16 protein-coding genes are annotated in these 15,821 nt (G+C 37.0%); 11 read left to right on the top strand and 5 right to left on the bottom strand.

Translation table 11 applies throughout. From position 1 onward, the window contains the following. Positions 1–12: 12 nt before the first annotated feature. From GMB86_RS10250 to GMB86_RS10215, 8 genes are all read left to right on the top strand, one after another. Positions 13–642 carry a YkoP family protein gene (locus GMB86_RS10250; protein ID WP_155219398.1) on the top strand — a complete coding sequence of 210 codons (630 nt, stop codon included), beginning with the start codon at positions 13–15 and terminating at the stop codon, positions 640–642. A gap of 75 nt (positions 643–717) precedes the next feature. Then, on the top strand, positions 718–870 hold the full coding sequence (gene sspO / locus GMB86_RS10245; protein ID WP_155219395.1) for a small acid-soluble spore protein O: 153 nt from the start codon (positions 718–720) through the stop codon (positions 868–870). Between the two features lie 299 nt (positions 871–1,169). Continuing rightward, complete coding sequence (locus GMB86_RS10240) at positions 1,170–2,465, top strand: MFS transporter (protein WP_155219392.1); 1,296 nt, start codon at positions 1,170–1,172, stop codon at positions 2,463–2,465. Positions 2,466–2,795: 330 nt separating this feature from the next. Next, positions 2,796–4,358, top strand: a complete 1,563-nt coding sequence (locus GMB86_RS10235; protein ID WP_155219389.1) for an ABC transporter substrate-binding protein — start codon at positions 2,796–2,798, stop codon at positions 4,356–4,358. A gap of 103 nt (positions 4,359–4,461) precedes the next feature. Next, entirely contained in the window at positions 4,462–5,415 is a 954-nt protein-coding gene (locus GMB86_RS10230) for an ABC transporter permease (RefSeq protein ID WP_155219386.1), read from the top strand. A 7-nt stretch (positions 5,416–5,422) separates the two neighbouring features. Continuing rightward, positions 5,423–6,262, top strand: coding sequence for an ABC transporter permease (locus GMB86_RS10225; RefSeq protein WP_155219384.1), 840 nt, complete (start codon positions 5,423–5,425; stop codon positions 6,260–6,262). Positions 6,263–6,271: 9 nt separating this feature from the next. Next, positions 6,272–7,258, top strand: a complete 987-nt coding sequence (locus GMB86_RS10220) for an ABC transporter ATP-binding protein (protein ID WP_155219381.1) — start codon at positions 6,272–6,274, stop codon at positions 7,256–7,258. Continuing rightward, entirely contained in the window at positions 7,258–8,241 is a 984-nt protein-coding gene (locus GMB86_RS10215) for an ABC transporter ATP-binding protein (RefSeq protein ID WP_155219378.1), read from the top strand. The genes GMB86_RS10220 and GMB86_RS10215 overlap by 1 nt, the downstream gene beginning before the upstream one ends. 164 nt (positions 8,242–8,405) lie before the next feature. On the opposite strand, the gene hxlB is transcribed toward GMB86_RS10215, so the two are convergent. The 5 genes from hxlB to GMB86_RS10190 form a co-directional block, all read right to left on the bottom strand. Next, positions 8,406–8,948, bottom strand: a complete 543-nt coding sequence (gene hxlB / locus GMB86_RS10210) for a 6-phospho-3-hexuloisomerase (protein ID WP_155219375.1) — start codon at positions 8,946–8,948, stop codon at positions 8,406–8,408. Continuing rightward, entirely contained in the window at positions 8,945–9,565 is a 621-nt protein-coding gene (locus GMB86_RS10205) for an orotidine 5'-phosphate decarboxylase / HUMPS family protein (protein ID WP_155219372.1), read from the bottom strand. The genes hxlB and GMB86_RS10205 overlap by 4 nt, the downstream gene beginning before the upstream one ends. Beyond that, a complete protein-coding gene (locus GMB86_RS10200) occupies positions 9,562–10,518 on the bottom strand; it encodes a sugar kinase (RefSeq protein ID WP_155219369.1) in 957 nt (318 codons plus the stop codon). Before GMB86_RS10200 ends, GMB86_RS10205 begins: the two co-directional genes overlap by 4 nt. Positions 10,519–10,587: 69 nt before the next feature. Then, complete coding sequence (locus GMB86_RS10195) at positions 10,588–11,610, bottom strand: LacI family DNA-binding transcriptional regulator (RefSeq protein ID WP_155219366.1); 1,023 nt, start codon at positions 11,608–11,610, stop codon at positions 10,588–10,590. 19 nt (positions 11,611–11,629) lie between these two features. Next, positions 11,630–12,727: a PTS fructose transporter subunit IIC gene (locus GMB86_RS10190; RefSeq protein ID WP_196220188.1), complete on the bottom strand. Its 1,098-nt coding sequence runs from the start codon at positions 12,725–12,727 to the stop codon at positions 11,630–11,632. Between the two features lie 463 nt (positions 12,728–13,190). Between GMB86_RS10190 and GMB86_RS10185 the strand changes: the two genes are divergently transcribed. The 3 genes from GMB86_RS10185 to GMB86_RS10175 all read left to right on the top strand — a co-directional run bounded on the left by GMB86_RS10185 (position 13,191) and on the right by GMB86_RS10175 (position 15,674). Beyond that, positions 13,191–13,757, top strand: a complete 567-nt coding sequence (locus GMB86_RS10185) for a transposase (RefSeq protein WP_155219360.1) — start codon at positions 13,191–13,193, stop codon at positions 13,755–13,757. Positions 13,758–14,013: 256 nt separating this feature from the next. Further along, positions 14,014–14,424, top strand: coding sequence for a VanZ family protein (locus GMB86_RS10180; protein ID WP_329602867.1), 411 nt, complete (start codon positions 14,014–14,016; stop codon positions 14,422–14,424). Positions 14,425–14,711: 287 nt separating this feature from the next. Then, a complete protein-coding gene (locus tag GMB86_RS10175) occupies positions 14,712–15,674 on the top strand; it encodes a D-2-hydroxyacid dehydrogenase (RefSeq protein ID WP_155219354.1) in 963 nt (320 codons plus the stop codon). Positions 15,675–15,821 lie beyond the last annotated feature (147 nt).

Genomic DNA, 15,821 nt, shown 5'->3' with positions numbered 1-15,821 from the left:
GAAAAGTGAATTGTGTCTAATGAGGTACGTATAAAACTTGGATTAAAAAAGAAATGTATACTTAAGATTTGGTCTATTTGGGAGCATGGATATCATTATTTTTTGCGCTTAAAGCTAGGTCATGCTGAAGATTTGCTTTATTTTAAAGTAAAAACATATACAGGACCATCATTAAAACTTAATGATGATGAATATTTAAATAAGGGTGACACCGTTATAGAATTACACTTTAACAATAAGTTATTATTTAAAAATTTCATGAATGCAAAAAGTGAAATACAAATGGCTACCAATCTTGTTCGTTCAATGAAGTTGACATTACAAAGATTTGACACGTATTTAAATGAAATTGAGGACCAAAAATTAGATATTAAAGCATTGTATGGTGTAACGATTCTCTATAAGGGAGCTGAATTTCTAGGATTTAATGTCATTGATGTTCCTAGTAAGTGGTCATCAAGGTGGCTGCAATTATGTTTTAAGACAATATTAGTTATCGCTCATCCTAATGGAAAAAAGAGACTGTCCAATACACATACTGATCTATCACCAAGGATTATTACAGTTTCAAAAAAAACATTTCAAAATAACGTTCGTAGCTTTGGTGCGGTGCCTGTCACCACCCGAAATTTGTCGAACTAGCACTCAATATCTCCATACTCTTTAATACATATTTTTGCTCATCAAAGGCAAAATATCTAATGGAGGTGTGTGTAAATGGCTGGAAAAAAGAAAAATTTAGGTGATTCATTTAGTGATGAACAAGCTGTAAGAAAAAACCTGTCTAAACAATTTGATCATGAATTTGCAAATGAACCACTAACCCCTGCTGAAAAGTTCAATAATAAGAAAACAAAAAAACGTCAATAATCGTCAAAGACTTTAGTGAATGGTTATTTACCCCATTAACGGCGTGTCTTGACCCCCACCAATCAGTGGGGGAAGGAGAAAACCCCACTGATTGAAGTTTTACTTTATAGTACAAGGCCTAGGATTTTCCTTTAAACATACAGAGATCCTAGGTTTTTTAACTAACAATGGGTTAATTCCAAGTTATATAAACAGAAATATGAGGTATAAAAGAAAGTAATGAATGGATTCTATTAATATAAAGTAAATAATTTTTACACAATACTTGTTATCAACGAAATTTTGTGAGGGTGAATATCATGAAAAAAAAGAAAAAGAAGATTCCAATGGAAGAGTCTCCAATAAAAAAATTTCATGTTAAAATAGCATCTTTAACTTTTGGAGCCCATTTTACAGATGGTTATGTGATCGGAATTATTAGTTTTGGGTTACTTGCTTTAGGAGGTGTTTGGGATTTAACACCATTTGATTTAGGCCTTCTTGGTAGTTCTGTATTAATTGGTTTATTTTTCGGTAGTTTCCTACTAGGGTGGGCATCAGACTATATTGGTCGTCAGAAAATATTCTTATTTAGTTTCATTTTGATTACACTTGCGTCATTTTTGCAATTTTTTGCACCGAATGTTTGGATTTTATTTGTTTTTCGCTTCTTTATTGGGTTTGGTTTAGGGGGCGACTATACCGTAGGGCAGGCCATGCTAGCGGAATTCTCACCAAAAAAATATCGCGGATCTTTGTTAGGTTCATTTAATGTATTTTTTACCATTGGTTATGTGGTATCGAGTCTGCTTGGCATGTTTTTACTACACGCTGGAGTCGCATGGAACTGGATGTTAGCTTCATCAACCATTCCGGCCCTTACGGTGTTACTACTTCGGATCGGCACGCCTGAATCTCCAAAATATTTGATGAGTCAGGGAGAAGAGGAAAAAGCGCAAGAAATTGTCAGAGATAATCTTGGTGATCATGTTTATATTCCACACGAAGAACAAACGAAAAAACTAGGCATGAAACACTTGTTTGGTAAAAAGTATATCAAACGAACGATTTTTAATGGTACGTTTTATGCTTGTATTGTGTTACCGTACTTCTCTGTATTTACGTTTTTACCAACTATTTTAGGCTATTTTGACATGGAAGAAGGTTATACGGCAGATATTGTGTTAAATTTATTCCTCTTATTTGGTGCATTCCTTGGAACTTATTTGACAATAAAACTGACTCGCCGTGGTTTCCTTATTTCTTCGTTTGTTATATGTTTTGTTTCTCTCGCTTTACTTGGGATAATCCCAAAAAGCTTTGGTATTCTTTTAATTATCGTATTTGTTGTGTTCACGATATTCATTTCAGCCATTAATAACTTAGTGGGGATTTATCCAGCGGAAAGTTTTCCGACTGAGTTAAGAGCATCAGGTGTAGGTGTTGCTACGGCATGTAGCCGGATTGGTTCTGCAGTGGGAACATTCTTCTTACCTATTTTGATTACAAAACTTGGGTTATCTCCCACGATGCTCATTCTATCAGGTGTCTTGCTTTTAGGCACAATTGTCTCAATTGCTCTTGCACCTGAAACAAAAGGCAAAAAACTTGCTTAGGGTGGTTGCTACCACCCGTGTGCCGGGTGCCTGTCACCACCCGAAATAGCACGAAATTTGTCGAAAATCTGCACCCTATTTTTTAAAAAGATAGGGTGTTTTTGAATTTTATACTCAAGGTTCATTAATCTATTCCAATTTCTTTGTAAGTGCCCGATTTTATACCAATACTAACTTTCAGTCCAATCCTTCTCCCTTCAACAATCCAGAGAAATGAATGCTGTGCTTGACTTATAAAGGTTCATGGCTTAAAATTTCTATAAAACATATAAGATTACTATGTTTTATAAAGTCAATGGATATAAGAGATATCAGAGAGGGACGAGACAGATGAATAGGAAGTTTTTCAGTTCATTAAGTATTTTAATCTTAAGTTTAGTGGTGATTTTAGCAGGTTGTTCATCATCCTCAACTTCACCAGGAAGTTCTAGTAGATCGTCTAAATTTGTCTATGGTATTAATGGAGATCCTGGTAATTCTGTGAATGTGATTTCTACGAGTGACCGTTTCGGACTAATGGAAATCAAAGCCATCTATTCACCGTTATATATGTATAATGGAAAAAATAATGTAAAATATTTCTTGGCAAAGAGTATGACCCCATCTAAAGATTTATTAACCTATACGGCTAAATTAAGAAAAGGCGTTAAATGGCATGATGGGAAACCATTTACTGCTGATGATGTGGTGTTCACTTATCAGCAAATGTTAAATAAATCTGCAGGTGGCTGGGCACGATCTCAACTAATTTTTGACAACAAACCCATCCAAGTTAAAAAAGTAGATGATTATACAGTAAAATTTATTCTTCCTAAAGTTAGTATGGGTGCAATAGAAGCACTCGGCAACATCTTTATTATGCCAAAGCATATCTATGAAGGTGAAAAAAATATCGCTACAAGTGCTAAAAATGCTCATCCTATTGGAACTGGTCCATACAAATTTGGTTCATATAAAGCAGGACAAAACGTAACCTTTGAACGGAATAACGATTATTTCTTAGGAAAACCAAATATTAAAACGATTGTTTACCGAATTATTGAAGATCAAAATACAGCTAATCTTGCTCTTCAAAACGGGGAGATTAATGCATTTGTCGTGCAACCAGCTGATATTGGCAAATTTGACAAATCAAAAATTAAAATCGTTCCTTATGATGAGGGAAGAGTCGGTTATATGGCATTTAATCTAGCTTCAAAACCTGTACAATCGAAGCAAGTGAGACAAGCCATTGCTTATGCTCTAAACCGTGAAGAAATGGTGAAAGCAAGTTATTTATCTAGTAAATATGCAAAACCAGTGTATTCTTTCTTGCCTTCAACAGCTACCTATCAAACAGACCATGTTAATCACTATGATCATAATGTAAAAAAAGCAAAACAACTCTTAGCGAAATCAGGTGTCAAAAAATTAACCCTTCGTCTAGCTTATACTGGAAATGATCCTTTCCAACAAAAACAAGCTGCCGTCATGCAACAAAACCTTAAAGATGCGGGAATTACATTGAAGTTAGTTGGTATGGATGGTCCGGCCTTATCTCAAAAATTGTATAAAACACAAACAGATTTCGATATGTATTTAAATGGTTACATTATGGGAATTGACCCAGATACATTTAATGGGTTGTTCACAACAGGAAGTACACACAATTACATGCATTACAGTAACCCAACTGTTGATAGGTTATTCAATGAAGGTCGTATAGAGCGAGATGATCAAAAACGTAAACAGATCTATGAGAAAATTCAACAACTTATTAGTGATGACGCGGCTTTTTATCCTATTGTAAGCAACAAACGTATATTAGCTATTGATTCAAACATTAAAGGGATTGATGAAGCTGGACTTGTTCCTGTGTATACATTTGAAGATATGTCTAAGCTTTCTTATTAGGATATTTTGAATAAAGGGATAACGGTAAACAGGTAAACTGTTTACCGTTCCTTTCTTTTTAAGAAGATAACAAAGAAACGGAAGGGCGAAGGAGTGGTGAGGCTTGGTAACCTATATTGTTAAAAGAATTGCTCAAGCAATTCCTCTATTGGTTATTATTTCAATTATTAGTTTTGCACTTATACAGTTAGCACCATATGATGCAATTGATTCAATTACAACCCCAACTATGTCACATGAAACCATTCAATTATTAAAACATAAATATGGGCTAGATCAACCTGCCTATGTCCAATATTTCGAGTGGATGAAAGGGACCTTAAGTGGGAATTTTGGTTATTCCATTGTAACACATGAGAGTATTTCTCATGACCTTCTTGCTAGAATTCCTAATACTATGATGCTCGTTATTCCAGCGTATCTATTGGCGCTCGTCATTGCCATTACGCTAGGACTCATTGCAGGGGCAAACAAAGGTAGATTTCTAGATAAATGTATTGATAGTTTTAGTTCAATTGGCATTGCCGTTCCTACTTTCTGGTTAGCTATGGTTTTGATTTTTTTATTTGGTTATAGATTAGGATGGTTTCCCATTCTCGGGACACATTCACTTGGTCAAGAACATTCATTTGTTGATTTAGTTCATCATCTTGTTTTGCCATGTGTAACGTTAATGTTTGCCTTTCTTCCAGAATTAATTCGTTATGTTCGTTCATCGACAATGGGACAATTAACTGAAGACTATGTACTTGTCCAAGAAGCCTATGGCAATTCGAAAGGGCAAATATTGTTTAAGCATGTGCTTAGAAATGTCATGCTTCCGATTATTACAAATATAGGGATGACTCTACCGATGCTTGTTACGGGAGCAGTTATCACTGAAACAGTGTTTGGCCTTGCTGGCATCGGTCCTTATTTTATAAAAGCCATTAAAGGATTTGATTACCCGGTTGTAATGGCTATTATGCTTCTATCCTCAAGTTTAGTTATTATCGGGAACTTATTTTCTGATATATTATATTCAATTATCGATCCAAGAATTAAAGAAATGAGGTGACCCGAGGATGTTTAACCATCGTCACATAGAAACAATAAAAAAAGAATGTAAAGCACATAAATCGTATCTATTTGCCATTGGCTTTCTCGTTCTCATTGTTTCGTTATCCATTTTTGCTTTTCTTTTACCATATTCACCGAACGCGGTTAATGTTGGTGAGGCCCTTCAGCCCCCGAGTTTACATCACCTTTTTGGAACAGATGATCTTGGACGTGATTATTTTACGAGAGCGTTATTTGGCGGGCGTATTTCTCTTCTCGTAGGTCTACTATCTATGGTTATTTCAACAAGTTTAGGGGTTATTATTGGTGCGACTAGTGGCTATTTTGGCGGTGTGATCGACAATATCCTCATGAGGTTTGTCGATATTCTATCTTCTATTCCTTGGATGATTCTAGTGACGGTTGTCAGTATTTATTTAACCCCAGGATTAAAAGCTATTATTCTCGTCATTGGTTTATTTACGTGGATGCGAACGGCTCGTCTTGTTCGTGCAGAGACACTAACAATAAAAGAAAGAGAGTACGTGCTTTATGCAAAATTATCAGGACAATCATTTAGAAAAATCATTATGAAACATATTATTCCAGGGGTTTTGCCGACATTTATCGTCTCATCAACGATTAGTATTGCGAATGCCATTATGATGGAGTCTGCTTTAAGTTTCTTAGGATTGGGTGTTCAGCAGCCATTGTCTTCCTGGGGAAGTATGCTTCAAGACGCTCAAAGTACACTGGGAAATGCCCCATATATGGCGATCATTCCAGGCATCCTAATCATTTGTACGGTTTTTTCATTTAATAAATTGGGCGATATTTTTCGAACTATGACGGTAAAAAAGGGGTGAAAGTTAATCATGACAATAAGTGAATCGATCCTTCAGATTAATGATTTACACACGACATTCTATACACCCAAAGAGCAATTAAAAGCCATTCGCGGCATTAATTTGAATGTGAAAAAAGGTGAAATCCTCGGTCTTGTTGGCGAATCAGGGAGTGGCAAAAGTCTTCTCATGAAGTCGGTCTTAGGCATTCTCCCTGATTCTGCGAAAATTGATCAAGGTGAGATTTTATTGGAAAACAAACATCTTGAAAGTTTAACACACAAAGAGTATCAACGTATTCGCGGAAAAGATATTGCGATGATTTTTCAAGATCCAATGACGGCGTTGAATCCATTAAAAAAAGTGGGGGCTCATATTGTTGAATTACTGATGCGTATAAGAGGTTTTAGGAAAAAGGAAGCTAAACTAGAAGCAATTCATCTGCTTGGACAAGTCGGTATTCCTTCACCGGAAACAAGGGTGGGTCAATACCCTCATGAATTTAGTGGTGGAATGCGTCAAAGAGTGTTAATTGCGATGGCTCTTGCTTCTCAACCGAAATTACTTATTGCTGACGAACCTACAACGGCTCTTGATGTAACGATTCAGGCTCAAATCTTGCGCCTTTTAAAGAAACTGCAAGAAGAAAATGGTATGTCTGTCGTACTGATCACTCACGATCTCGGTGTTGTAGCAAGTTTATGTCATCGCATTGTCGTCATGTATGCCGGAATGGTTATGGAGGAAGGGACCGTACAAGATATTTTTCATCGTCCTCAACATCCTTATACACAAGCACTATTAGATTCTATACCGAGACATGAAAATTCACAGAAACAGAAACTTAAAGTCATTGAAGGGACAGCCCCTTCACTGAATAAATTGCCTAAAGAGTGTCCGTTTGCCCCTCGATGTAAAAAAGCTTTTGAACGCTGCTTCCAAGAGGTTCCCCATTCTAGACAAGTATCTTCAACACAACAGAGTGCATGTTTTTTATCTGAAGAGGTGAATAGTTAATGAGTACATCAAATGTAAAGGCTTTGATTGAAATCAAGCATTTGAAGAAGTATTTTCCTGTGAAAGGCTTTAAAGCAAGAAAAAAGAAACAAATGCTTAAAGCTGTGGATGATGTCACATTTACGATAAAAAAAGGTGAAACATTTGGTCTTGTAGGAGAATCCGGTTGCGGAAAATCAACATTAGGACGAATGATTTGTAGATTATACGATGTCACAGATGGTGAAATTATTTTTGATGGGACAAATATTGAAAATCTGAAGTCTAAAGCGTTAAAACCTTTTCAGAAAAGAATTCAAGCGATATTCCAGGACCCTTATTCTTCACTTAACCCGAACATGACTGTAGCAGAGATTATCGATGAACCTCTTGAAATTCATACAAACTTTCCAAAAAAGGATCGCCTGAACATGATTAAAGCTATCCTAATAAAAGTTGGATTTAAAGAAGAAGATATGAATAAATACCCAAGTGAATTCAGTGGCGGTCAGCGTCAACGTATAGGGATTGCTAGAGCACTAGCTATACAACCCGATTTTATTTTATGTGATGAAGCGATATCAGCTTTAGACGTATCCATCCAAGCGCAGGTGATTAATTTACTTGAAGATTTACAAAAAGAGTTTGGATTAACCTATCTCTTTATTGCACATGATTTATCTATGGTACGTCACATATCTGATCGAGTAGGGGTCATGTATTTAGGTCAACTAGTCGAAGTTTCAACGAGTGAAGAGCTTTATAAGGAGCCGCTTCACCCCTACACGAAAGCGTTACTTTCAGCCATTCCTGTTGCAGATCCCGATCAAAAACAAGACTTGGGGGGAGATCTTATTCAAGGTGAGTTACCAAGTCCACTTGATATTGGGGAAGGTTGTCGATTTCGTTCGAGATGTCCATTTGCTATGGATAAGTGTGCTAAAGTAGCCCCGGAATTAAAAAAGGTAGATGGGGAACGGGTTGTGGCATGTCATCTGTATTAGATGGGTGGGTGCCGTGTGCCGCGGGTGCCAGTGCCGTGTGCCAGGTGCCTGTGTGCCGGGTGCCTGTCACCGCCCGAAATAGCACGAAATTTGTCGAAATAAAAAAACTCAAGATCATCCTCTAATTAGAGAGAATGATCTTGAGTTTTTTCTACTATTAACTATTACTCAACATTAATATGATTAGCCGCGGCTTGTTCATTCGATACATGGTCACGACGACTGAGACGTAGGCAAAGGTCATCGAGGACGATGTGAACCGCTTGATCGAACAGGGAGCTGAGAAGTTGGATGGATTTACCGCTTTTATCGCCTTTCGTCACACCAGGAACTAAAATGACGGCATCTGATAATTGGGCGAGTGGTGAATCTAATTTACTTGTCACGCCAATCACGGTTAAACCTAATTTCTTTGCGGCTTCGGCATTGGATACCGTATTTTTTGTTTTTCCTGAGCCTGATATAGCTACAAATACGTCCTTTTCTTTAAGAGAAGGTGTAACAGTTTCCCCCATGACATAGGGCTGGTAGCCAATATGCATCAAGCGCATGGCAAAACTTCGTGCTTGGAATCCGCTCCGACCCTCACCATCTACAAAAATACGACGGTCTTTTGAAAGATAAGACATGACGTCGTCTAATGAAGACTCATCAAACTTCTCAATAACTCCTTGAATTTCGTTTACAATTTGATCAATGACTCTCATAATAATGCCTCCTTGTAAATTTTAACTTGATTCGTCATATCATTGGCCTTTGTAATTCCAGAGCCAACAATCACAATTTCGGGTCCTGCTTCTTTAATAGAAGGAAGTTCTTCAAGTGTGATCCCCCCAGCAACGGCAATTCGCTTAATTTGTGGGTATTTTTCTTTAAAGGCTTTGATGTCTTGAGCCGGGTTTTGATTCTTTTCTTTATCAATGGAAGTGTGCAAGCAGTAAATAGCGTCAGGAAAAGAGGCGATTGTCTTAATTTTTTCATCGGTACATTCGAGAAGATCGATCATCATGTCTTTTCCATATTCTTTGGAAACGTGATAGCATTTATTTAATGTTTCATAAGATGAACTTCCCATTGCGGTAAGAATATCAAATCCTACTTTATAGCCTTGTATGAATTCATATTCTCCTTCATCATTTGTTTTAATATCTCCAAGAAGGAGGGCTTGGTGATTTGAATGAATGATCTGATCTAAGTGCTTCAATCCAAAATCTTTAATTAACGAGGTGCCTATTTCAATGATATCCGCATGAGGTGTAACTTTGTTGATAATAGACAGCGCTTTTTCACGATCTACACGATCAATGGCAACTTGTAATTTCAAATGAGTTCACTCCTTTTTTGATAAGAGGCAATAAAGTGATCTAGCTCTTCTCTCGTTGGTAATCCTTCATTATCGCTAAGATGTGTTACTTGGATAGCTCCGATGGCATTGGCGCGTGTTAGAAGGGCAGAGGGACTTAGTTCTTCTAGTAATCCAGTGAGAATACCTACCGCAAAACCATCTCCTGCACCCACCGTGTCAACTGGCTGTACAGTAAAACTTTTTACAAAAGTTTCACTGTCGTGATCTCTCATATAGGAACCTGTTGTACCTAATTTTATAATGATTTTTTTAATGCCTTTGGCTAAGTAATGATTGGCTATTTCCTCTTTTGTAGTTAATCCTGTTAGATGCTTTGCCTCTTTAAAACCAGGCATGAAAACATCACATTTTTCAGCGAGAAGATTGATTTTATGAACCATTTCTTCTTCACTTTTCCATAAAGTAGGTCGAAGATTGGGATCAAAAGTCACAAGCATCTGATTTTCTATTGCTTTTTGAATGGCTTGAAGAGTTGCTTCAAACGTTTCATCACTTAATGCAGGAAAAATACCCGTGACGTGAAGTATTTTTGCATCAGAGAAGTCCATTTGGTTTATAAATGCTGGATCAATCGTTGATGCGGCTGTATTTTTTCTAAAATAAACAACCTCTGGATCTGTAGTACTTGTTTTATTTTTCATTTGAAATCCAGTTGGGCGCTCATCGTTGACCTTAATGAAGTCTGTCGAGATATGCTCTTTTTCTAACATGTATTGAATATACTCACCAAAAGGATCGCGGCCGACTTGACTGAGGTAGGATATGGTATGACCGAGTCTTGAGACCCCGATCGCGACATTGACTTCTGCACCGGCTAGATATTTTGTAAAATGATTAACTTGACTTAATGGTGCTTCATCATCAGCCACAAACATAGCCATCGCTTCACCCATTGTAATAATTTCACTCATGATTGCTCATTTCCCTTCTCCTTGGAATATTGGGTATCGCAAATATAAAGAAACAGTTGTTACACATGATTACATTCGTTTCGTTGATTGACGTATCAATAATGTACCTGGTATCTCAAAATGTTCTGGTAGATGTCTATCACCCGTTAATCGAAGGGCGAGGCATTCAATCGCTTTTTGGCCAATGGCAAAGGCATTTTGATCTATGACAGTAATGCTAGGATGGGTCAATTTAGTCCAGTTGGGGTCGCCAAAACCACACAGACCCATTTGATTTGGAATGGCTAAGTCTAACGTATATAAACATTCAAAGATTACCTGAAGGACTTCACCGTTCGCAGCAATAATCACGGGTTGTTCATTTTTATGATCTTTATATTCCCGTTCAATGATTGTTTTGATGTCTGCTTTCTTATTGATATCAACGGTATAAGACTTACCATGAATTTCGTCATTGTGAGATATAAAGTGATGAAAGCATGACTGTCTAATGAAACGGGTACTGATTTTTTGGATGTTTTCGGTGATATAAATAAATGATTTAAAGCCATTTGTGATAAGATGCTCAAGAAGTGATTGCATAACGACCGCATCATTTGTTGTTACTGCATCACAAACTTTATTTTCGGTTGAACGGTCTAGTAATACAACAGGGACTCCTTGATCTATTAATTGGTCGAGAAGGGACTGGTTATAACCCGTAGCATTAATAAGTAGACCCTCGACATTTGTGTCAATAAGAGATTCAATGTTCTGTTTCTCAGTTACTTGATCGTTATCTGCATTTGTTATGACCATATGAAAATGATTTTTTTTACAATAATCATTGACGCCTTTTAACATGAGAGCGGAGTAGGGATTCCCGATATCTGCTAAGGATATCCCTATAAAATGACTTTTCTTTGATTTCAAGCCTTGAGCAAATTTGTTGGGACGGTAATTCGTTTTTTTAATAATGGCTGAAATCTTCTCTCGTGTCTCATTAGACATATATTCATATTTATCGTTCAAATATCTTGAAATGGTTGTTTTAGAGACATTTGCTTTTTTAGCAATGTCTGCAATGGTGATATGGTCTTCTTTTTTCTTCATATGATCCACCGCGTTTCAGTTATGCTTTTTTTAAAATTAAATCATCTTTTGCCACAGCTTTTTCAGTCTGTTTGGCTTTTTTTAATAGACCAATTAAAATAGCGCTTACAATAGTTCCAATTAAAATAGTTGATAAGAATAATAGCTTCGGCATAAGACCACCGTCAATGACAGGAATAACAAAGAGTCCCCCGTGAGGAGCAGGCAGTTTAATTTGGAACAGCATGGTTAAAGCTCCGGTGATACCTGATCCAATCATGACTGACGGAATAATGCGAAGCGGATCTGCTAAAGCAACTGGCATACAGCTTTCTGTGATAAAACTTGCACCAAGCAAATAATACGTTTTTCCTTGTGTTCGTTCATCAATCGTAAATTTTGATTTAAAGAGTGTTGTTGATAGTGCAACAGCAAGTGGTGGTACGAGACCAGCAGCCATTATGGCGGCCATAGGGTAATAGTTTCCTTGTGCAATCATGGCAAGACCAAATGTATAAGCGATTTTATTAACTGGACCACCAAGGTCAACGGCCATCATCAGACCAAGCACGGCACCAACTAGAGCTAGATTACTGGTTCCAAGACTATTTAATCCACTTGTTAGTGTCGAATTTAACCAACTCATGGGTCCTGCAACAACAGTGAACATGATAGCTCCAACGAAAAAGGTACTAATAACCGGAAAAATCAAGACATTTTTAAGGCTTTCCAAACTAGAAGGGAATTTTTTGAAGAGAATGTCTAGACCCCTAATGCTGTAACCAGCAAGGAATCCTGCAATAATTCCTCCGAAAAAACTACTCCCTGTTGAATGAGCAATTAATCCACCAATCATACCTGGTGCTAAAGCTGTTTTTCCTGCAATAGCGCTTGCGATAAAACCTGCAAAGACCGGAAGCATAAGTAAAAAGGCATGTTCATGACCAATATCGTATAACATTTTTGCAAATTGATTAAATTCTGAGCTACCAGGTTTTGTAGCGTTAATACCGAATAAGAAAGACACGGCAATTAAAATACCGCCACCAGCGACAAAAGGGATCATGGATCGAATACCACTCATTAAATCATCATAAAGCGTCTGCTTAATTGATTTCCTATTTGTTTGCTCTTTCATGATTATCCCACCTTTAGTATAAACCGGTTTAGTTAACCGGTAAACTAGTTTGTACGTATAGTATACGATAAATAAATCAATTTGGCAACGCTTACATAACTTTTTTTTGGTTTTTTTGGTTGTGTGGGGTGGGGTGTCTGGGTGCTTGTGCTGTTGTGTAGAGGTGTGCCTGTTGTTCCTGCGTTCCCGTTGTGGGGGGCGTGTCGGTGGTGCGTGGGGGTGCCTTGGTGCGGCGGTGCCTGTCACCACCCGCATTTTGTCGAATTATATCGAAAATTTCATATTGACAAGAGAATAGATCCTACCTAATATAAGGATAAGAACATATGTTCCATTTGGTTGTGAAAATCTGATGGGAACACAAGGATGAAGTTCTTCAAAGTGATGTAGAAAGGGGGAAATTCTTCTAGATACAGTGTTTTTTTACAAATGAAATCTAACAAAATAAAGGAAAGGTGAAGCGATGGGTAGAAAAAAGCGCATTTGGCTACCGCAATATTTCTATCATGTTGTCTGTCGTGGTAATCGGAGAGATCCACTGTTCATAGATAATGGAGATTTTCTTACCTTCATGTATATCCTCAGAAAAGTGTATGAAAAAACCCCTTTTGAATTAGCTGCATACTGTTTGATGAATAATCATTTTCACCTTCAAATAAGATCACAAGAGTACCCCATTTCAAAAATCATGTCACTTATAAATAAGCGATATGCGAACTATTATAATACCCGCTACCATCTAACTGGTCACGTATTTGAAAAACGATACTTTGATAAAATTATCGATTCTGGAATGGGAATGCTGGAAGTCAGCCGTTATATTCATCTAAATCCTGTTCGAGCCGATATGGTTCAATTACCTGGAGATTATCCTTGGAGTAGTTACTCATCTTATCAAAATGAAGTTTTTATAACCTATCCATTTTTACGTACAGATACAGTGCTTAATCAATTTCACGGGACATTTGACCAGAAAAAAGTAAAGTACATTCAGTTTGTAGGAGAGCGCGTATCTAGTGTAGTAATGTAAAATAAAATATGCTCCACCTAGGTCCGCATTGCTAAGATGCGTGGTGGGTTCTGTTAAACATATTGTAAACTCCAGCGAGATTTATGGTCGGGTATCGGATGGTGCTACCACCTGAATTTGTCAAAGCCTGTATTTACTAAAATAAGAGCATGTGGCGAGATAGCTATATTAATGTTTTTCTAATCATATCGTCAACCATCTTATGTTATAGTAATGTAAAGAAACTATTAAACAAAGGTTTGATTAAATGATAAATGTGAATAACAATAGATGGTTTTTAAATATCTTAACTATTTTTTCAATATTGTTTATTTTCTATATGACTATCCTTCCTCATTCTGAATTAGGGATCGGTGTAAGTAAAGGATTTATCAACCTCAATCCTTTTCTGATTTTTAAGCAAGATTTAACTTACTCAAGCCTCGTCGTAAATGACCTTGGTAATATTCTATTATTTGTCCCGTTTGGTTTCCTTTTAACGATGAGATTTCCACATTTAAAACTATCTAAAGTTGTCCTGTTTGGTTGTTTATTATCCATTACAATTGAGTGCATTCAGTTATTTATGGCCAATCGCTGTACGGATATTGATGATATTATTTTGAATACGTTCGGTGCTTTGGTTGGGTATTTGGTGTGTGTTGGGGTTAGGTACATTATTAAATAAGATATTTTGATTTTATTCAAGTTTTAAATCACCAATTTAAAATGACATCGAATTGATATACCGTGATTACATATTTTTATTTAAAGCTTTGGTAGAAGTAAGAATGAAAAAATATCTTTTTTTCAAAAATATTTAAATCACCTAATCCATTTAATATTAATCTTAAAATCCTAAAGAGAGGTGTTACATGCTCAATCCAATCCCAAAACGGGTATGATATTTCTGTAAATGATACAATTAAATATAGATTAAATGTCAGCGCTTTACGGCTGAAGAAAGGGGAACTTATGTCAAAAAGAACATTAGTGATCAATCGTGATCTTGATGAAACGTACTTAAATGATATTAAAGAAGTAGCCTCTGATTGGGAGATTGTAGCAGGAGAAGATCCGGAAAAGATGGAGGAGCAACTTAAGAAAGCAGAAATTGTGCTTCATTGGAAAAAAGCCATTGAGCCGATCCTTCTTGAACAAAATACAAACCTCAAATGGGTGCAAACATGGAGTGCTGGGGTGAATGATCTTCCTCTTCAAGCTCTTCAGAAAAAAGATGTTTCACTAACAAGTGCCAATGGGGTACATACTTATCCGATTTCCGAGACGATCTTTGCCCATCTGCTCGGATTAACACGGAAAATTCATACGTATGTTCGTCAGCAAAAAGAAAAGCGGTGGGATGAATCGGATCTTAAGCTGGAAATCCATGAGAAGACGATCGGCATTATTGGTGTCGGAGCTATTGGGCTTGAAACCGCAAAAATTGCAAAAGCGTTCGGCATGAAGGTGCTTGGGGTTCGTCATTCTGGTAAACCGACGGATTTTGTAGACAAAATGTATAAATCTGATCAATTAGCCGACGTGCTTCCTCAATGTGATTTTGTTGTTATCACACTACCACTAACAGAGGCGACAAAGCATATGTTTGCAGCCAAGGAATTCCGTCAAATGAAAAAAAGTGCCTTCTTAATTAATATTGGCCGCGGTCCGATTGTTCAGGAAGAAGACTTAATCAAAGCTTTACAACAGAAGGAAATAGCAGGGGCCGGACTTGATGTTTTTGAAACTGAACCATTACCTGAAGAAAGCCCACTTTGGGAGATGGAGAATGTTATTGTTACACCTCATACCGCAGGGGCCACCGAGCATTATGCGAAGCGTGTAATAAAAGATATCTTTATACCGAATTTAAGAGATTATCTTCAAGGCAAGAAACCTAGCCTTAATTTGGTAGATTTTAAGAAAGGGTATTGAGCTTCGGAAAGTATAATGGGTGTGATTGCAGGGAGATTAGTGTGAAAGAAATACACAATAGGAAAAAGTTGGCCACTAATGATGATTTGGCCAGCTTTATTTTTATTTACTCCGCATTAACGGGAGTCTTGACCTCACCTTAAGGTA

It is taken from the genome of Terrilactibacillus tamarindi, assembly GCF_009718825.1.
GTDB lineage: Bacteria > Bacillota > Bacilli > Bacillales > Sporolactobacillaceae > Terrilactibacillus > Terrilactibacillus tamarindi.
The sequence above is the reverse complement of the archived record's forward strand: the minus strand, read 5'-3'. Positions and strand labels throughout refer to the sequence as shown.